The sequence below is a fragment of the Haloferax elongans ATCC BAA-1513 genome (assembly GCF_000336755.1).
GTDB lineage: Archaea > Halobacteriota > Halobacteria > Halobacteriales > Haloferacaceae > Haloferax > Haloferax elongans.
The window spans coordinates 35,667-55,133 of the sequence record NZ_AOLK01000005.1; the positions used below are offsets into that span (position 1 = coordinate 35,667).

The 19,467-nt window shown below is 52.4% G+C and carries 17 protein-coding genes and 2 pseudogenes; 10 read left to right on the forward strand and 9 right to left on the reverse strand.

Annotated features, from left to right (window positions below; all coding sequences use genetic code 11):
• Positions 1-29: 29 nt before the first annotated feature.
• A complete protein-coding gene (locus tag C453_RS01040; protein WP_008322116.1) occupies positions 30-443 on the reverse strand; it encodes a MarR family transcriptional regulator in 414 nt (137 codons plus the stop codon).
• 461 nt (positions 444-904) lie between these two features.
• Here C453_RS01040 and C453_RS01045 point away from each other — a divergent pair, with 461 nt between their 5' ends.
• From C453_RS01045 to C453_RS01050, 3 genes are all read left to right on the forward strand, one after another.
• A complete protein-coding gene (locus tag C453_RS01045; RefSeq protein ID WP_083881563.1) occupies positions 905-2,290 on the forward strand; it encodes an ATP-binding protein in 1,386 nt (461 codons plus the stop codon).
• Positions 2,291-2,440: 150 nt separating this feature from the next.
• The gene (locus tag C453_RS21080; protein ID WP_439331326.1) at positions 2,441-2,593 is read left to right on the forward strand and encodes a DUF7837 family putative zinc-binding protein; all 153 of its coding nucleotides are present in this window, start codon (positions 2,441-2,443) and stop codon (positions 2,591-2,593) included.
• Positions 2,594-2,804: 211 nt separating this feature from the next.
• A complete protein-coding gene (locus C453_RS01050) occupies positions 2,805-3,128 on the forward strand; it encodes a hypothetical protein (protein WP_008322118.1) in 324 nt (107 codons plus the stop codon).
• A 247-nt stretch (positions 3,129-3,375) separates the two neighbouring features.
• On the opposite strand, the gene C453_RS01055 is transcribed toward C453_RS01050, so the two are convergent.
• The 3 genes from C453_RS01055 to C453_RS01065 all read right to left on the reverse strand — a co-directional run bounded on the left by C453_RS01055 (position 3,376) and on the right by C453_RS01065 (position 7,344).
• Positions 3,376-4,722: an orc1/cdc6 family replication initiation protein gene (locus C453_RS01055; RefSeq protein WP_008322119.1), complete on the reverse strand. Its 1,347-nt coding sequence runs from the start codon at positions 4,720-4,722 to the stop codon at positions 3,376-3,378.
• Between the two features lie 1,255 nt (positions 4,723-5,977).
• A complete protein-coding gene (locus C453_RS01060; protein WP_008322120.1) occupies positions 5,978-6,418 on the reverse strand; it encodes a hypothetical protein in 441 nt (146 codons plus the stop codon).
• A 14-nt stretch (positions 6,419-6,432) separates the two neighbouring features.
• Positions 6,433-7,344, reverse strand: coding sequence for a ParA family protein (locus C453_RS01065; protein WP_008322121.1), 912 nt, complete (start codon positions 7,342-7,344; stop codon positions 6,433-6,435).
• Between the two features lie 440 nt (positions 7,345-7,784).
• Here C453_RS01065 and C453_RS21085 point away from each other — a divergent pair.
• From C453_RS21085 to C453_RS01075, 4 genes and pseudogenes are all read left to right on the forward strand, one after another.
• Positions 7,785-7,938: pseudogene (locus C453_RS21085) on the forward strand (DUF7837 family putative zinc-binding protein).
• 211 nt (positions 7,939-8,149) lie between these two features.
• Positions 8,150-8,725 (forward strand): DUF7342 family protein, encoded by a 576-nt coding sequence (locus tag C453_RS01070; RefSeq protein ID WP_008322122.1) that lies wholly within the window; start codon positions 8,150-8,152, stop codon positions 8,723-8,725.
• Entirely contained in the window at positions 8,722-9,168 is a 447-nt protein-coding gene (locus tag C453_RS20950) for a hypothetical protein (protein ID WP_083881560.1), read from the forward strand. The genes C453_RS01070 and C453_RS20950 overlap by 4 nt, the downstream gene beginning before the upstream one ends.
• A 440-nt stretch (positions 9,169-9,608) precedes the next feature.
• Positions 9,609-11,345, forward strand: coding sequence for a DUF2254 family protein (locus tag C453_RS01075; RefSeq protein ID WP_241430646.1), 1,737 nt, complete (start codon positions 9,609-9,611; stop codon positions 11,343-11,345).
• A 73-nt stretch (positions 11,346-11,418) separates the two neighbouring features.
• On the opposite strand, the gene C453_RS01080 is transcribed toward C453_RS01075, so the two are convergent.
• Entirely contained in the window at positions 11,419-13,173 is a 1,755-nt protein-coding gene (locus C453_RS01080; RefSeq protein ID WP_275039754.1) for a DUF2254 family protein, read from the reverse strand.
• Positions 13,174-13,295: 122 nt separating this feature from the next.
• On the opposite strand from C453_RS01080, the pseudogene C453_RS19380 reads away from it, so the two are divergent.
• Positions 13,296-13,568: pseudogene (locus C453_RS19380) on the forward strand (DNA-binding protein); the annotation flags it as partial.
• Between the two features lie 276 nt (positions 13,569-13,844).
• Positions 13,845-14,492 carry a hypothetical protein gene (locus C453_RS01085; RefSeq protein WP_008322125.1) on the forward strand — a complete coding sequence of 216 codons (648 nt, stop codon included), beginning with the start codon at positions 13,845-13,847 and terminating at the stop codon, positions 14,490-14,492.
• A 336-nt stretch (positions 14,493-14,828) separates the two neighbouring features.
• Here the strand turns inward: C453_RS01085 and C453_RS01090 are convergent, their stop codons facing one another.
• The 3 genes from C453_RS01090 to C453_RS01100 all read right to left on the reverse strand — a co-directional run bounded on the left by C453_RS01090 (position 14,829) and on the right by C453_RS01100 (position 17,073).
• Positions 14,829-15,176: a DUF6176 family protein gene (locus C453_RS01090; RefSeq protein WP_008322126.1), complete on the reverse strand. Its 348-nt coding sequence runs from the start codon at positions 15,174-15,176 to the stop codon at positions 14,829-14,831.
• A 122-nt stretch (positions 15,177-15,298) separates the two neighbouring features.
• Positions 15,299-16,000: an exonuclease/endonuclease/phosphatase family protein gene (locus C453_RS01095; RefSeq protein WP_008322127.1), complete on the reverse strand. Its 702-nt coding sequence runs from the start codon at positions 15,998-16,000 to the stop codon at positions 15,299-15,301.
• 641 nt (positions 16,001-16,641) lie between these two features.
• Positions 16,642-17,073: a hypothetical protein gene (locus C453_RS01100; RefSeq protein WP_008322128.1), complete on the reverse strand. Its 432-nt coding sequence runs from the start codon at positions 17,071-17,073 to the stop codon at positions 16,642-16,644.
• 894 nt (positions 17,074-17,967) lie between these two features.
• Here C453_RS01100 and C453_RS01105 point away from each other — a divergent pair.
• Positions 17,968-18,870, forward strand: coding sequence for a hypothetical protein (locus C453_RS01105; RefSeq protein ID WP_160163380.1), 903 nt, complete (start codon positions 17,968-17,970; stop codon positions 18,868-18,870).
• A gap of 137 nt (positions 18,871-19,007) precedes the next feature.
• Here the strand turns inward: C453_RS01105 and C453_RS19805 are convergent, their stop codons facing one another.
• Positions 19,008-19,436, reverse strand: a complete 429-nt coding sequence (locus C453_RS19805; protein ID WP_152417975.1) for a hypothetical protein — start codon at positions 19,434-19,436, stop codon at positions 19,008-19,010.
• Positions 19,437-19,467 lie beyond the last annotated feature (31 nt).

Consider the following 19,467-nt stretch of genomic DNA (forward strand, 5'->3'; position numbering starts at 1 on the left):
ACCGGGAGCTTGACCGGGGTGCAATATGACTACTGCTGTTCTGGACGGGGCGCGTTCTCGTACTTGACCATCTTCTCGGGCTTGTCGGAGATGGTCTCGTAGATCTGCTGGAGCGTCTCCTCAGCGGCGAGCAGATTGTGGTCCTCAAGGAATGTTCGACCGTCCTCGGTCAGGCTGTAGAACTTCCAGGGATAGCCCTGTCGGCGCTGGTCGTCGTCGAGTGCGACTTCTTTGACGATGCCGGCGTCGATCAACTTCTGGATGTGCTTGTAGACGGTGGCATCGCTGACGCTGGGGTTGAGCTCCTCGAGTTCATACATCGACGGTAGTTGCTTGGGGTGTTGGAGGATGTTATTGACGAGCGCGAACCGCGTCTGCTGGGTGACGAAATGGATGAGTTCACGGGAACTCTCTCCGCCGGCGGTTCCCAGATCGGTACTCATACATCACAGTTCACACTCTGACGCAAAGTAGTTTACTCTAGAGTAAATCACTCTGGGGTAAACCAGAATGGATCTGAATACTTCTCGAAGAGCCACGTCCTCAAGCGGGAGTATGAAGACGAGGAGGATCCGTTCGGCTGGATGCAGGACGGTGTCTTCGAACTGTTCGAACAGGAAGGCTGACTGTACCAATGGTGGACCCAGGAGGACCTTGTTGACGTGACCGAGGAACTCCCGTGACGTCAGGCGGAATCGACATTCTTGACCGAATTACTAGTGTGTAAGTGCCGGGTCACTATCGGTTCCAAATCACGTCTTCATAGCGGCTGTTGGTGGGTGCTGGTTTTACTGGCAACAGTAGTGTGTCTGACAGAGCAATCGAAAATAGCCTATTTCAGAATAGCCTATTCTAAATTTGGTTATTCGGCATGATTAACTTCTTGGGAGAATATATGGTGTTCATGGAACGCTTTGTGGATCGGGAGGTCGAACTATCTCGGCTGCGAGAGTGCTACGCGTCCGACAGCCCAGAGATGATTGTCATCTTTGGACGGCGTCGTCTCGGAAAGACGCAACTCGTTCAACACTCACTCACGCAGAGAGATGATGCCGTCGTATACCAAGCGACGCAGACGACACCACAGGTGCAACTCGACGAATTTGTTGACGCCGCCTCAGGTTCCTTCCCTGGAATTGAACACATCAAACAGAATTGGGAGTCACTACTCGGGTACCTCGTCGAACAAGGAGGAATTGTCGTACTCGACGAGTTCCCATATCTCATCGACGCCGACAAGAGCGTCCCTTCGGTGATTCAGCGATTGTGGGACCAACGCCTCCAGAACACGAGTGGGACACTCATTCTCGTTGGGTCATCGATTAGTATGATGGAGGAAGCAACGCTATTAGGAAACAGCCCGCTTTACGGGCGATTCACCGAGAAAATCGATCTCCGACAACTCGGATTTGCTGCTGCCCAAGAGTTCTTCCCAGAAAGCTACACGCCTGAAGACCGAATTTTTGCATGGGGCGTCTTCGGTGGTGTTCCATACTATCTCGATGGCATCGATCTTGATCACGACCTTGGAACCGTGATTTCTGAATCACTCCTCTCACAGCGGGGATATCTCCATAACGAACCGGAGTACGTCCTCCGAACTGAGTTAACTGAGCCGAATCGGTACTTTGCGATTCTCAAGGCCATCGCGGCAGGGAATACCACGTCAAATGAGATTGCACAGATGGTTGGGATCGACGGAAAGCAGATTTCGACCTACACCCAGAAACTAGAGCGCCTTCGGCTCATCGAACGCGAAGTTCCACTCACAGAAGAGAAAGCTCGCTCCCGCCGTGGCCGCTACCGGATTCTCGACCCACTGTTTCGGTTCTGGTTCCGATTTGTCTACGGGAACGAAGACCGATACGAGCGATTGGGCGACGAAGCGTATGAGGCAGTCATCGAGCCTGAACTCCCTGACTTCGTGAGTTCACAATTTGAAGTCCTCTGCCAAGACGCGCTTACTGGACTGTACCCGGATAAAACGTTCTTAGATATCGGCCGGTGGTGGTACAAAGAACACGAAGTCGACGTCGTCGGTTTCACTACGGAGGGGACGATGGTCGTCGGCGAGTGTAAATTCACGAACGCCCCGCTCGACTACAGTGCTCTTGAGTCACTCGAAGAACACACAGAAGAAATCAGATGGACCCCTGACAGTGGCGGACATATCGGCAAAGAGTATGCACTGTTTACTCGGAGTGGGGCGACCCAAACTGTCCGAGAAGCAGTTGCAAAGCGGGACGACTTGCAGCTGTTTGGGTTAGATGAAATAACCAATAACGTGTAGCCCACAGTTCTTGGAAGTCTGAGGTGCAAGTATCCCGATGGTTCACCAATCATTCTCGACGTCACTCGAATCGACCAAACAACTTTGCTGTGGCACCGTGTGGACACTACTGGAGACAGACTGTGTCACATGCGTCTCCACAATCCCCCTATGACGAGTGATTCGACGGCACTTGGTCGATGCCCTGACTGCGGCGAAGAGATTGAGGCATACCAGTCGATCATCGAGTTCGAGGATGGCGATGGGACAACTGGCGTGTTTGCAGAGTGCTACTCATGCGACGAAGTTGTCCGCCCAGAGTGACGAAGTGGCGCTACTTGTCCACGAGGGGGAATAGGCTTGCGTCCGAATGTTAGTTGACTCATCGAAGCACGTTGTAACGTAGCGCGAAACTTGTTGATATACCAGTTTCGAGTAGCGTTACAACCAAACGAAAACGGGAAGTCGGCATCAGCAGTTTAACCAACAAAATTTTTGATTAGTCCTTGTGTTGGTTAACACGAGGCAGCTGCCGATGTCCTACGAACCACCGACGCCGCCGACGAATCTCCCCACGGAAGTCGTCAACGCCCTCAACAAGTTGGGGCAGGACCGCCTTCGGGACGTTGCTCACTATGCCGAAGAGTTGGCCGAACACAAGGAGCGCGAGGGTCGTCTCGAGGAAGAGTCACCGGAAGGTGAGTTCGAAGAACGGTCGGACGACCTTCCAGACGATGTCCCCACGAAGGCGACGATCACCATCAAAGAGATCAACGACAACCGCTACTACTACTGGCAGTGGAGAGAGGGAGACAAAATCAAGTCCAAGTATAAAGGCCCGGTCAATTCTGATAAGTAGGAAGGACAACTTCCGTGGGCTCGAAGGACGCCACACCCCGTGTGCGAAATGATTTTTCTCATCACTAAGGGGCCCGTGTGAGAGATGAATCGAATGACAAGTTGAGAGGGGACACACCCCGTGTGCGAAATGAAATTTTGCATATGAATGTCATACACATCTAGTAAATCAAACTATTCGTCAGGGAAAGCCCACACACACACCGTGTGCGAAATGAATTCGACGCCGTCGTCGCCGTCTTTTCGTGTTATTTCCCTTCAAAGAAATCCGTTATCTGAGCATTGACAACAGATTTGATAAGGTCTCCTTCTTGTTCGACCTCTTCGAGTCGGAAATCGGCCTGAAGTGTCTCGGCAACCACTTCTGGGTCGTCGACGAAAGTGTACTCCTTGTGAACCCCGCTCCCATAACCTCGTCCTCGTTTCGCCGATGTGACGAAGTTGTAGGTTTCAGCTTCACTCATATACCGTAGATAGGAGTCGCGTGACTTTTCGTCAGCGTCCAGCAGGTCAGTGAGATACTGATAGACGCGGTACGCAACCGTACTTGGAACGGCGTTCAGGTTGCGCTGGGAATACACAGGGACGATAGCAGTTGCGTAGAGGGAGAGCTTCTTTTGCGTTGACAGCCCCTGCATCTGGGTTAACGTGCGGTCCCTTTCGGCTTCTGTCTGGGCGTCGCGAACGTGGTCTTCACGAATCGTATCTTCACCCGCGCGATCCGCAATCTCACCGGCCTTTCTGAATAGATCGATTGCTTTTCGAGCGTCCCCGTGGTCCTGGGCAGCGAATGCTGCACTGAGCGGAATAATACCGTCCTCGAGGACATCGTCTTGAAATGCGTCACGACGTCTTTCAAGAATCGACTGGAGTTGATTCGCGTCGTAGTCAGGGAAGACGACGTCTTGCGGGTTAAATGAACTCTCGGCTCGCCCGTCCAGGTCCTCCATAAACCGAGGATCGTTCGTGAGTGCAGCGACGGACACGTGCCCCTCAATCCGACCGAGTTGAGAAGCGCGCGACAGCTGGTAGAGCAGTTTCGAATAGGCCGGTTCGTCGTTCGGATCTCGTTGTCGACCAACTAAGAGGTCGACCTCGTCGAGAATGACGATAACCGAGTCGAAATTGTTGCTCAAAATCTCGTAGAACCGATTGAGCTTCTGGTCTGTCGAGATGCCACTCTGTGGGATGTTGACGTCAACACCAGCTTCGTCAGCTGCGTTCTTGGCCAAGCGATACACAGCACGGTCATGAGATTTGATTGTCTGGCAGTTGATTTTGATGACGCCAAAGCGGTCACCTTGTGAGTTCGCGAGTTCGAGTACTTGCTGGCAGACTGCGTTGATGATGAGCGACTTTCCGGTGCCGGATGGACCATAGAGCAGCATATTTGGAGGCCGATTGCCCTGTAGCGCCGGTCGAAGGTAGGTAATTATATCGTCTAGCTGGTCATCGCGACCGACGATTCTGTCCTCGTCGATGACAGCATCAGGATCAAGAAGTCCTTTGTCTCGAAAGACAGAATTCTGAACCCCCTGTTGAAGACGCCCTTTGATAGATTCTGAGAGAGATTGTTGATCGTCACCGTCAGCCATATTTGCGGGATTACGTCGAAGGCATAAATAGATGTGGGGGACCGTGTGCAAGATTAAATTTGGTGAATTCAGACGATAGAGACGATTTTAACAGGGCCGATTTAGAAGACCGGTTGACCGTGGGCGAAATCAATTACTCAGAGACACCCCGTGTGCAAAATGAAATCAGGTATGTCGAGGAAGTAGCCCGGCTCAATCGAATTCTATCGATCCCCCCTCCGTGTGCGAAATGAAAATCTGAACGTGAGATACGGTTGGATAATGTTGGCGACTTAACCGACAAATCACACTGAAGCCCTCAAAGACGAGGCAAATGTACCCCCACACCCCGTGTGCGAGATGAATTTAGAGAGGAGGTTGGCAAGTGTGGGCGGAGAAACAACGACAGAATGGACGGTAGAAGCTGTGAGAGGACGTATACACGGAAGAACAGCACTGTGTATAGAACGGATGAATTGCGAGGGAAGCAGTTCTGTCACAAAACAAACTGTTTTATTTTAGCTGACCCTAACCCCATTACGGAATCAGTTGACAAGGTATCTATATAAAAATTTCTCTAGACATAGACGTTCTCTAATTTCGTCTTCTCGACTTCTCTCTCGTACAAAATCGTCTGCTTTGCTCGTCTTCCATCTTTTCTCGGCAATCACCCCTCTCACCTTTTTCTAGATTTCATTTCGCACACGGGGTGTGGGGGTTCCGATTTTAACGTGACTCTGTAACTCGCGGGCAGTTCTGTGACGTGAAGTGTAACAAGGGACTTGCTCATCCTTCTCTCGCAGTTGGCAATGAATGAAGTGACCGAGAGTGAAAGCTGATCTTCCCCTGCAGATGGTTTCGATGAAGACACACCCCTCGTCAAGACTGTAAATCAGATGGATGCCAATATTTGACCACCCCTCGTCAAGAGTGAAAGAACCTGGCTGGAAGGTACACAGATCGTACAGTTCACCTCTAGTCCCCTAGATTACCGTTCTGTTTCACTCTTGACGAGGGGTGTGTAGTTGCACAATTTTCTTCTTTCTGTCTGAGAATACGAGTCAAGCTTCCCGTGCCTTAACCAACAGATATTCTCGACTCGCGGTTTTGTTGGTTAACAATTGAATCAACCCATAAAATGGCTCGCTATCAACTGTTGATGCTCCAGTGAAGTGGGGCTTGATTTAGCCTGCACAGAGATTAGAACGGGCAAACGAGTGCTGTATACCGGTGCTAGGCCATCCTCTGAACATTAGATATTCAGTGAATCAGTGATTCATTGATCGACGTCTTGCTTTGCGAGTTCCCGAATCTTCTCTTTCGTTTCCTCTTGGTGTTCGCCAAACGCCACCTCGAAGATCCCACGATAGAAGTGTTTGTTCTTCTCCAGCGTGACACCCTCGCGTTTCAGCTGCTTTTTCAGGCGAGTAAATGTAATCTCGATATCCTCGCTCTGCTCCGGTTCTACGTATATCGTGGCTGAGTCCCAGTCCTCACGGATATTCAGTGGTTCATCGTCTGCCTCTCCCGCTTCACTTGCAGACGATTCGGTGGTACTCGTGGTTGAGCCCCGCTGCTGATTCGACTGGTTTCCCGTGGCCTTCCCTGAACCTCGAGTTTCTGCTTCTGTTTCTGACGACGTCGCTGCAGTTTCCTCTTCGGCGCTAGCGTCCTCTTCGTCCCCTTCGTCCGACGGATTCTTGAATCGCTCATCCATTCCTCGGGGCATACTTATGCCTCCACTTGGGCCTTGTCGAACGCCCGCTCCATCGTCTTTGCAACTTCTAGGAAGAGGTCACGCTCTACTTGCTGATCGTTCGGGTCTTCCCATTCGAAAATATCTCGTCCGTTGTCCCATGCGCGCTGAATCGCCACTCGCATCGGGAGCTTGAAAATCGGTGCCATCGACGCGAAAGACTCGTCGAAGGCGTTGAGGAATTTTTTCGACTGACCGTCGTCCCGGTACATATTCGCCAGGAGTCCGACGATTGCAATCTCGATCTGCTGGTTGCTCTCGATAGACTCCAGCTGGTCCCACAGGTCGTCGAGTGCGTCCCGTGATGTTGCTTGAGTCTGTGCAGCCAGGAAGACGTTCTGCGCTGCGATGAACGCCGCGTCGGTCAGGACGGAGAGGTCTGGTGGGCAGTCGATTACGATGAAATCGTAGTTGTAGCCGTCGTCAACCATTGCTTCGAGGGCGAGCTTCAACGAGAGACGGGCATTCGCATCGTCCATCCAATCTCGGGCAAGCCCCATGTCCTTGTGACTTGGAATGAGGTCGAAGTTCAGATGGTCGTACTCGTCGGCCTCGATCACGATCTCCGACAGACTAGTATCGTGCGTGCGCGGGTTGTCGACGAGGACGTCGAGGAGGTTCGCGTCATCGGTGACCAGTGTGTTGGGGAGTTCGTTCTTCGGACTCGAAGGGTCATTCTCGTCGCCCGGCCCCAGACCAAGTCCTTTCGTCATGTCGGCCTGTGGGTCCATGTCGATCGCCAGAACGTCGTGGCCGCGAGTAGCCAACGCCGCTGCGCTGTTGATCGTTGCCGTTGTCTTTCCAGTCCCGCCTTTCTGGTTCCCGAAGGCAATCGTGGGGATGCCTGTGGATGGTGTGACGCCCCATCCACGGGGTGTCTCGCTCATAGTTCGATCATTGAATCACTGACTCATAAATCCATTCCAGACATTCAGTTGTATCTTCTTTATCCCGATTCTGTCGTAATCGAGCAGTAGATGGGTTGAAGTGCCTAAATCGCTCTAGCATGATTGAATCATTGATTCATGGATTCACTGATTCACTGATTCATTGAATCAAAATCTCTTGCCCTCTTTGATTCTTTGATTCAGTGAAGGAATGCTCCTGGTGGTGAGTACTTGATTCCCCAATTCAGTGTTTCAAATATTCACTGATTCATTGAATAACTGATTTTAGGATTCATGGATTCAATGACTCTCGTCTTAGTGATTGTCAGTGACTCTCCGAATCATGTGTTCCTGGACTCTTGGTTTCCAAAATTAACAACTTCATGGACTCTTTGACTCATTGATTCTTTGATTTGGGCATCTACCGAGCGAAGGCAACTATAGAGGTTCAAGAGACGGTACTTGGTCGATGTCCTGATTGCGGCGAAGAGATCGAAGCCTATCAATCGATTACTGAGTTCGAGGACGCCGATGGGACAACTGGTGTGTTCGCAGAGTGCTACTCGTGCGACCGGAGTTGTCCGTCCAGAGTGACGAACTGGCGCTACTTGTTCTCAGCTTTCGAGATGTCTCATTTTCGATGTACTTGTAATAAAGCACTACACCAGATATGAGACATCGACAACTGTGTTAACCAACAAATGGGCGTATCTAACCTCTGTTGGTTAATACACTCCCCCAAAATCATTGAAACGGAATAATCCGTGCTAGCAAGATTTATTCCTGTCCTTCTCGTGGTGTGAGTATGAAAGAACCACGCTCTGAACTGAAGGCTGATGCCGAGGAGCGAACTAAATCGCCAGACTTCGACTCTCTGACCTCGCCAGAGGAGCTTGTCCGTGGGGAGCGGACGCGAGACGATTTTTTTGATGCTGTTCTGGGACTCGCCAATCCAGCGACCGCCAGCGAAGTTGCAGACCTCGCAGGCCATGGCGTCGACGCTGCGAGAGAGTACCTCGAGTGGTTCGAACATATGGGTATCGTGAAACAGGTTACCGAGTCGCCGGCCACGTACGAGCGTAACCAATCATACTTGAACTGGCGGCGGGTCCAGACGCTCCAAGACGAGTATTCGTCAGCAGAGCTCCTTGAGTTCTTGAAAGACGAGGCAGCGCGGGCAGAGGAGTTGGCCGAGGAGTTCGATGTCGACTCGCCGGAAGCGGTCTCTATCTCAAGGCACGCATCGGCTACTGAACAATCGATAGAAGCTGTTTGGGAGGCTGTTTCTGCGTGGAAGACGGCTCGCCGTCGGGTTGACCTTCTCGAACGGGCATTAGCAACTGAGTCGGGTGACGCTGCTGATCAGCGAACGGCAGTATGACAGGGCGGGATGAGGGTAGTGGGTCTCATCGAGTTTCTGGTGCCCCAATTGATTTTGACCGCTTGGACGTCATCCAAGATCGATTTGTTACCGACGAGCGATTCTCTCAGATAGTCGACCGACCTGAATTTGCCCCTGAACGGCTGGTCTGTGTGTGCGATACACGGTTCTACCCCTCGAGTGTTCAAAATGCTCGAGTAGAGATTGTCTGGTTCGAGAACGGCGACTTCTCGCTACATTACCACGAAGATCACGAGCAAGGAACATTCGATCATCGGTGGGACCGCCATCCATCGGATCACAACGCTCGCGACCATATCCATCCCGGTCCAGATGCACCGACGCCTGGAGAAGATTCGTCCCACCCCAACGATTGGCGTGACGTCCTCTCAACGGCTCTTGCCGAGATTGAAGACCGTCAGCGTGCATTCTGGGAGGAGTAATTCTACATACCACGCCAATGGTGTGGCAGTGGGGTCTGCCCGGATAACCCCGCTTAGGTGGAAAAGTGNTGTGACGTCCTCTCAACGGCTCTTGCCGAGATTGAAGACCGTCAGCGTGCATTCTGGGAGGAGTAATTCTACATACCACGCCAATGGTGTGGCAGTGGGGTCTGCCCGGATAACCCCGCTTAGGTGGAAAAGTGAGGGCATATAATGCTAGTGAATTTCCACTTCTGAATGCTAGGTCACACATCCTTCAACATAATGAGTAGTACAACCTTTCCACATTCAATAATTCCTCTCCCTCGAAAGTTCGGTTGACGTGCTCGGCTCGCTTCTTATTATATCAAATCCCGACGTCCCTCTTCTCACACTGACTTAACTAGGTTGGCGCCTGTCATCCAATAATGTCTTGTACCCGCTATTAACAGTTAAACCGAATGCGTAACGAAACTCTCTATGAATTTCGCTATACTCTAGCTTTGCTATTACTAATCCCGCCTGCATATGCCTACTGTCTGGACATGGATCTCTCAGTGGTCGGGACATCGATTTTCTCGACCTTGTCTGCGATTCAGGCTTCAATCTTTGCAATCGTCTTTTCGGTGGTTATTCTGGGTGTTCAGTTGTCTACCTCTCAATATTCTCCTCGTCTCCCTGACATTTTTCGCTCGGATAAGGTCTACCAGCGAACAGTCGGAATATTCGCAGTTTCGATCGGCGTTAGTCTTCTCGGTTTGTTTCTTTCTGGGCATGTAGGTGATTTTTTGATTGAGCTCTGGACGTACCTATCCGGTATTTTGGCCATCGTCGCATTCGTTTCGCTCTTCGACTTTGTCGACCGAACGCTTGAGCAGAGTACTCCAGAGGGCATTCTGAATCGGCTTGATGATGATCTGAATGCACCCCAGATTATCGAACAGGCAGAAGCGGCAAGTGATGACCACAGTGAGCCGGACCCGTTTCTTGTCCTAATGTCCGTCATCAATTCGCAAATCAATGAGCGCGACGCTGCAGCTGTCTATCTGGGATTGGATATCATCAGCCGACGCGTGAGCGAACTTCTAGAAGACTGCTCTGGAGATATGCTCAAAGAGGATACGCCTGTTGGCGACTCGTTTGAGGAACTCTGTACTAATCGACTCACGAACACTTGCGAGACCGCTGTTGCGGCTGAATTAGAGGAGGGGTCGAATGAGGTCATTAAAACACTGAAGACTATTGGCCAGGCAGGTGTTGATGAATCGTTGGATCGACCAGTTCTCCTCACTGTGCAAGGGCTCTCGAATCTTGTTCTTGATTTGAACTTCGATGGTATTGATGAACGAGTGCGGGGGGAAGCGATTGAGTCATCGAAAGATGTGTTAGAAAGTGCTGCTGAGGCCGGTTTGTGGGAGGGAACTGGAAAAGCGACACGTTTCCTGGGGTGGCAGATGGCGAACTCAGTCCACGTTCGGGATGAGAATCAAAACTATGACCGTCGGTACACGAGCGCAGTCATCAACTACTTACCTGGGGTTTTGCGTGAACTCGTCGACTCAACGGCTGATGCGATTAACGACGATAGCACGAATTGGGGATCACCCTACCCGGGGGGTGCTCATGATTCATATTCCGAGGCTCGATCTATTCAAGCAGTCTATATTTCGGTAGCCGAACTCACAGCTTCATTTCTCCGCTATGAATTGAGAACTGGCGTGAATTTCCCTGACTGGGGACATGTCGGATACGGTTGGGTCAAGGCTGTTTCGGAGCTCGCTGATAGTGAATTGGACTCGTTCAGACAGATGTGGATTGCCACCATTCTCTATCTCGAATACCTCTCGAACGAGACTCCGGATGGCATCATGGAGGATTTCAATCCAATGTTACGCAACGAGACTTCAGACAGTGAGGTCATCGCCGTGATTGAACAGCTCCTATCGCAGGAGATTGACCCCACTCAGTGGATCAATTTCAGACAGACAGTTGACCCGGTTGAGATACCCCAGACCGGATATCGATACGAATTTGATATTGATTCAGATGAGTCATTCGAGGACTGGCTCAGTCACCGTCAGGATGTTTTGGCAGCAGGTCTTGGTGGAGGATTTGTCGATAAGTCTGAGTTCGCAGAAATACTTGAGGAGGGAATTGATTCAAATAAGCAGGATACTACGGGGGATGAAGATTCGTAACTCTCTCATCGGTTCTGGGTTTCTGACCGATGGCTTACCAATCACTGAGTTAACCGTTTGAAACGGTATTGCGTTATTGTCGCTCCTGGAGATACTCGGTCCGTTCGTGAACTTTCCGCTCGAAGTCGACGAGCCACTCCTCGAACGGCACATCCTCCTGATCACTGTTGAGGAACTGTGAAAAGAATCCCTTATCGGTGTCAGCCGAAGTAGGGTCAATGGTCCGAACAGAGATATTTTGTCCCTCTGGTCGTTCGTCTGTTTTCAAGAGTTCGAAGGCCCTATCAACGATGGCCGGATCGTAGTCCAGTCTGAGACGACCAAGGTTGTTCGTCCACATACCTAGGCGACCATTTTCGAGCTTGTCGACATGATAGGCAAGCTGGAGCGTCGTAATACAGCACAGCGTGGCAAGGCCATCGATGCCAGCGTCAGCAGCATTTTCTGTAATCCGCTTCCAACCATCGTCGATCGAGCCTCCATCAAACGGATATTCCTCTTCTGAGACACGGTACTGCAGAACCGTCTCTGTGAAGCTGGCATATTCCCGCCAGAAGTGTCGAAGTGGCTCCGCTTCATCGGGAAGCGTCCACTTCCGCCCCTCTGTCGGCGAGATCCAATTGATATCCTGATCTTGTACGTCGTCGGCGTATCTGTCAACGAGGACTTCGAATATCTCTGCAGTCTCCCGGCTATAATAGTCCCCGACGAGTCGATGCGTGACGTTCGCGTCCGGCCGCCGTCGGAGGAGTACTGTCAGTTGATGATCCAGATGATGCGAGACCAGCAAGAACGTCGTATACTCAACATCGGCGGCTGTGGCCTTTGTCAGCTCGAGTAGCGACTCTTTGACTGGGCTGCGAAGTCGGTTCCCCTCCCACGTTAAGGGGGCTGCATCAAACGCGTCTCCAAGTCCCTCAGCGGCGTCTTCGGTGACGTTCGTAAAGCCCCGACCGAGTCCATCGAGAGCGATTGCCTCGACGTCGCCAATCGCATCCGAAATTAAATCGTACTGCTCGTGTGTGTATGCTTGCTCCAGAATCGGTGAGACATACTCCGTGAGTATCTCGGTCGAAACGACCGTTGCATACTGGGCGGCATCCTCAGCAGACGTAGAGTCGGGCTCAGACGCAGGCTCAGCGTACTTGTCTTCAAGATACTCGAAGCTCCGAATGAGTACTGTCCGAAGCCCGTTGATCCCCTGTTCTGCTGTTTGATATTCGCCCAGTTCGAGCGCTCGAGCAATAGTTCGATAAAGTGGGCGAATTGGATGTACTTCGATCGCTTGGAACTCCGCGACGGTCGCTGGAAGGTATTCGTCGGGTGCGAGTTCTCGTTCGACCATCACGGCGATGAGTTCATCAGGTGAGCTGCGCTGAATCATCAACCGAATAAATCGATAGAGCGCGAGTGTTGAGACAGCAGCAAGCGCAAATGCGACTCCGACGGCGGCGTTCGTCAGGCGGGCGTTCTGGACTGGGAGCAGATAGACGACGAGCAAGTTGAACGCGATTGCGCCGACAAACAGAGCGAATGTCGTCCGGAACAGTGGTTCCTTGACGAAGAGCGAAGTGAGGCGGGCTGAATACCGCGTCACAACAAGCTGCAAGGCGACAACCGTAACGGAGAAGACGATTGCCAAGACCGAAGCTTCGGCCGTCGCCAACGTCGTCAGCAGCGCCCTAACATTCTCAGTCTCGACAGGTAGGTTGAGGAGCACCGCCAGCGTCGCACACACCGCAGCGGTAGTAATTGTGAGGGCCGTATATCGAACGATTAGATTACGGGGGCGCCCTCGGACTGACCCCCTCAAATTCCGGTTACTCATACAGTTGTACTCATAGAGGCTTCCTCACTGCTATTACATAAGTAATGAATTTTGTTCGCTTCTTACCAAACAGACCGCGAAAAATTCCACAGACGTCTTGGTCGTGAAGGAGAGCTGCGCCCCGGTCAGCGAGCGTGAGCCCGTGGGCGGATCCGAAACGAGGTGATCCTCGTGCAGAATGCACGCAGGAGCAGTTGGCGGCGGTGAACACACAGTCGATGCGGCTGGCCGAGAAGCTGGATGGTTGGTCGCGAGCGGCGATTGGTCGGCGGCTGGGTGAAGCCGTCGTCGGTGGGAAAGACCTGATGAGTGCGGTCGTCGGGGTGTTTGAGGAGTTGCAGACGGCGCCCGGGACGGTAGTTCCCATTGGAAAGCTCAAGGACGTCAATCGCAAAGGGATGACGAGACGGACGTGCTACAAGAACGACTGGGTCGGATTAGCAGGACGGCCGAAGAGATTCTCTCGACACTCGACGCAGATTGAGATCTCTCATCTGTGGTTCGACTGTCGCGGCTCTGTTGAATCCTCCTTGTCAGGTGTATTTTCGTCTACAACAATTGGTCGATGAAGGGTCTGTTGAGCGCGCTGTACAACCAGAGTTATTTGATACGCAAGCCCACTTATTAGTATATCAACAGGTATTCAATCTCAGAGAGATTCCCTCGGAACAATGCAACGTCGCACGCTTCTCGGATTGGTCGGCAGCATCGGGGTCGCTGGCGTTCTCGGAGCAAAAGCCGGGATTGACGGCAAGCCCTCCATTCCAGCAGCCACATACGCCGAGGAGCCAGTACCCTCGACAGGTCAACGGACCAGCCCTATCGTGGCTACTGACACGACAACGGCGGGAAGCAAGACGTACGGTACCGTTCGACAGTCCGCGTCGATTCACGACCTCGAATCAACTGGTCGCTACGCCCTCGTCACCAAGTATCAACTTATCCCAGGATCGAACTATAATGCGAGGAGCGGGTGGAAAACTGCTTCCCTGACGGTCGAACACGGTTGGACCTCAGGGTCTCTCGTCTCTCACTCTGGAGACATTGTTCCGGCTGACAATGGCAACGCTGACTCGAACCTTTACTTGGGCACTACCGACTTGACGAGACAGTACCGATGGCATCTGATGTTTGACGGCGCGACAGGAAATTCCCACACCTTTCGCTTCGCTACTGTCGTAGACCGTGAGGAAGTCCCCGAGAGAGGTGATGCTCTCGTCGACTTGAGATTCGGTGCGGGCTTCACGAAGGGATTCCTCGGGGCCTCAGAACGGGACCTTGTGACGGCACGACTCATAATGCAGGGAACGAACAAGTAGAGTAGATGTTGTCCACATGACCACATCGAAAAAAGACACTATCTGTGTCTTCACTCTCTGGCCTGCGTTTGGATTACCAAGTATGAGATATCAGACAATATTGGGGCTAAGGCACTGTCTAGTTAAGCCAGTTTGAGGAACGAGCAGGTCGTTGAGTGTGTTTGGGATGAAGCTCGCAGCCCTGCTCTGTTCCGCGCGTGCAGTGCGACGGATTGAGCAGAAACGTGAGCCTTGTTCGATCCCCAGCTACAACCCAACGAGGGTACGTCTGTAACGCTCGTTCTACTTTGAACGTTTAGGGGACGGGTCAACAAGGGAATCGGCACACCTTGGACACTATGACGGACGGTCAGGGTTCGCTAAGTGATAGAGCGGTTCGATGTCTTCGTCCGGTTGCTCTTCGGCAACCACTTCGCTCAACAGTTGTTTAAATTGGTGGTCAATATCGTGTGTAGACGCCTCGAACGCTGCTGCTGCCGCCTCCAAAGCCTCGGCTTCCATGTAGAAACTCACGTATTCTCCGTCGGGCCTCGATTCGAGAAACGCTGCTTCTGAGTACACGGTCTCGTCTTGTAGCGTGGCAAGGGCCTCGTCTCGTCGTGAGGTGACCGTGTCCATCCACTCGTAGAGTCGGTCTCGCTGGCCGTCTTTGAGTCGGTACCGAAGGAGTTGTATTTCAGACATCTACCGTGAGTTTTGGTTCCAACTGGGAAAGGGCCGGGGCCTGACACACACCTGTGTCTGGTCGAGTCGCACTCCTCCCGAACGGCTGGTTCAGCGGGATGGGTGTCGAACCAATAGGGATTTCAACAGGACCCTGTCTCCACAACCAGCGGCATATGATCGCTCGCGTCGATCCACTCTCTGTACTCACCGACGGTCACCTCAACATCCGACTCCATCAACCCTTGTGGGACGAACGCGTAGTCAATGTGGTAGGGTCGCTCTTCCTTCTTGTGCATGTAGAACGTTGCCTCCGTCTCCTCGCCGAACTCGTCACCACACACCGCGTGGTATGCGCTGTACAGTCCGTTCTGGTTCAACATCCCTCGCACGTCACCGAAGTCGCCGCAGAGCTGGCTCTTCGGTGACTCGTCCCATATCACGTTCCAGTTGAAGTCGCCGGCGACGACCGTGTCCGCACCGACCAGTTCGGGATGGTTTTCGAGGACGGTGTGAACTTGCCCGATGTAGCGTTGCCGCGGGTTGTCCTTGTCGTTCATTGCCCACACCGCGAGCACATCCACGACACTGGTTTCAATGTGGAGAACGTGGTCGGCCTCGGTGATCTCCGTGGTGCTGGAGATTGTGATACCATTTCGGGTGAACACGCCGAGGCCCTTGTGCGGATCGTCACCCGTCCACCGCCAATCCGTGAATTCAGCCCAGTTACCTTTCTTCGCTGGGTTCTCGCACTCAGGTACGACTGCGAGATCCGGCTCAAGCTTGAGGAGTTGCTGCTGTTTCTTTCGGAATGCCTGATTGCAGTTCCACGTAGCCAGTTTCATACTCGTGTTTTGTCGGCCAGCTAATTCAAACTGCGAGTACCCAGATTCACCACACTATCTCTGTATTGCTTGTTCGTCTATACTTGGTCGATGGTGCTGACATCACTTGGAGGTCGAAGCTTCAAACCCACAAGGGTTCGTCTGAAACTGTTCCGCAGCTTGCCCACAACGTAAGCCACGTCACGCTTCAAACCCACAAGGGTTCGTCTGAAACGCGACGGCGAGAACTCGATCGCGTCGTTCTCGACGCTTCAAACCCACAAGGGTTCGTCTGAAACACGTGTCAAAACACGGGGCTGGAGGCTTGTACACGCTGAATTCTGATCAATGTTTCCGTCGACCCCCAATTACCCCTCAACCCCCGGAGGTCGACGGGAACTTCCCAGACTCTCCGCCCACCAGTCCCTGCCACCAATCAGTCGTCCACGCCCAGACCATCGATTCCGACCACAGACACGGTGGTCGGTGTACCTTCTCTGGGAGGGTGTCCGCAATCGCCGACGACAGCCGAGCGAGCAGCCGCACCCACGGCTATCCGACCCCGCTCGGGGTCGGGTGGGCGTGCTTGGGAGTTAGACAGGAAGTTTTCGCAAAAAATCTAAACAGGTAATTGAGAGTATCGATGGGGGAGGATACCGATATTATTCAAGAACTTTTTGCCGGGTCAACTCGTCCTGGTCTAACTCCTGCACGAAAGGGAAGGCATCTTCATGAATAATGTTCTGCAGCTCCTCAGGGTCTGCTGCAGCTACCTCAATTGTTTCGTGGCGCCATAGACGAAGCTCAAAGTCTTCTGGAAGATCGGAATTAACCTCCATCTCGGTTTTTTCCCTGTCTAAGTCTTTCCATGCATTTACTTGCACCTCTACCCTGAGGTCGTCATCCGGTCTAAGTAGGGCCTTGATGTTCCTCCCGATACCGTCTTCTTCGGTCCAGGATAGACGTGTACTCTGCTCGCCCCACCTCCACCGCTCCAGTAAATTGTTATCCAAGTCGTGTTCATCAATAAGTTTGGAGAAGATCTGATCGATATCGTCAAGAACATCCTCGGCCGTTCGATACTCAATGCCCATAGGTAACAATACTCATTGTTGAGCATGACTCTTTCCCCTACAGTTAGCCTGACAATCATATGTCGGGGTTCCAATCTCCGAGCGTGGACAGATCCGCTACCCCGAATACGTATGCGGGCCCATCAACCGCAATCTCCTCTCCACCCCCTGGTTCGCCATTGTCGGGTTGGACCCTTCGAGGCCCGATAACTGGAGTCGGCAGCTGATCTGGTAGTATCGGTCCTACTCTGCAATCATGGAGACGCGGAAGAGCTAGTTCTTCCTTGGCTTCTTCTCTGGTTTCGTATCTCTCGGTGGAATAATACGTCAAGGGAGAGGGGCTGGTTGACTCAACCTTCCGCTCCTCAACGATCTGGTCAATCTCTTCCCTATGTGAAGGATGACGGTAATATGTATCTCCCACGTCGCCCCACCATGTTATTAGATACCATTGATCACTAAATAAGCGTTGCGACAGAGGAGAACCGAGAACCAGATAATCAGCAGTACTTCCTTGGGAACGTCGGCAGAGGATACTCCCCGGAGCAGAGTTCTGCTCATGCGCGTTCAGCAGCGACCGCCTCTTATTTACAGACTCGAACAACAACTCCGACGTCGTCAACGTGAAATCCGTGACCGTGCCCCGGACCATAGTCAACTCATCTTCTACATCTTCCAGGGATGACTCAACTTGTGTCGCTCGCTCTCATCATCCATTGTGTACCTGTACTCTCCGAACCCGGACGGAATCTGGAAATCACAGGAGTCGCAATAGAAGTCACAGATCCTCAGATCCCAGTGGTGACAGCCTCCGACCGGTTTAAACGTGTTATCTGTCTCCCACCTCCAGTCCGTTTATTTTTCCGGAGACAGTAACCCAAATCAGTGATCCCCTCTGCCCTCGAAATCCAGCGTTTGACCAGCACTCTCGAGGAGAGGGGAGTCCAGATCTCCGAACAAGGACAGGGCCTGATCAACCACGCAGTTGAATACGGCGACACAGGGAACAAGATAGGGTTCGAGTCCCAACTACGGACAGCGAAAGCTATCGTTGACCAAGGAGTCGTCGACCCAGAAGACATCAAGATCGAACCAGACGTCGACTGCGGTGACGTCGATATCCTGGTAGAATACGAGAACAAGAGCTACCAGCTCCAAGTCAAGGCGAAGAATTTCTACGACTCAAACGGGTTCTTCCCGGCAGCCCACAACAAGGTCAAGGAGTTCTACGAGTCCATCAAGGACAGTTCCCACAACGCCACCTACGACATCCTCTACGAATCTCCCGAAGACATTCGGGCAGAGGCCACCCGTCTACCTTCTGCTCCGGGAAGCGCAGCCCGCATCCAATTCAGCTCTGGCTTCTACGGACAGGACCGGATCCAGAACAAGATACGCAGCACTCTGCGCTCAGCGTCCAGCCAACTCAGGACAAGGGAAGGCCCGCTTCAGTACAACGTAGCCGTCGTCGGAACCCATAGCTTCCCGGCCGCAGGCGACAACACATACTACCGTTTGACGTTGAAAGAACTGCAGGAAAATCCCGGCGACTACGTGAACCTGGATCTAATACTGATTCAAAGTCTCACCCTCAACGTAACAAGAGGAACGGCGAACGTTCGGCTACTACCGGTTCGGAACCCGCTTATCAAGCCTGAACTCGACGCCCACATCTTCGGCGATACCAAGGACGTCCAGCTCTACAGGATCCGGTTTGCTGTCTTCCCGTACCATATCTCCGAACCAGGTGCACACACCATCGGCATCAAGGATGGACGGCTCCATGTCGATGGACATACCGGGACGAAAATAATCTAACCATCTGCTCCACTGAGAAGGAAGGTAGAGAGTTAGTTGATAGTTGTTCTTCCCGCAGCTCACGCTCGTGGATCGCCTCAACCGAGCGATCTGAGGTACCCAAACGTCAATAATCGATCGAGAGGTCGATCTGAGGACTATGTTTGTTCATCGATTGGGTCGTGGTCTGCGGGTGAAGGCGGTTCCTCGCCCTTTAGTGCTGGTTCTAGATTGAATCGATATGGTCCGAGAAGATTCGCGACAGCGTCTTTAGCATCGATATCAGCTGACACCCGTTTTCCGACACTCCAATTTTCTTTGCCGTATCCGGGAGATGGCTCTTCGATGTTTCCAAGGAGGACGTCTAAGCCCTCATATGAGGCAACCCAGGTGAGAATATTGAGGATCTCCCAAGCCTTCCGCTGATCTTCGACAGTGAGTAGCGGCCCTTCTGGAGGAAGTGGTAAAGTACTGCCAGCTGCCTCAATGGCGAAGGAATTTCGACGACTCTCGCGCAGATATAATCGCCAAGACCCATTCTCATAGCCGTTCTCTGTATCTTCCCAATCAGGGTGTGGCGAGACCATATGGGGAAGTGTGAAGCTAGGTTGATAAGGG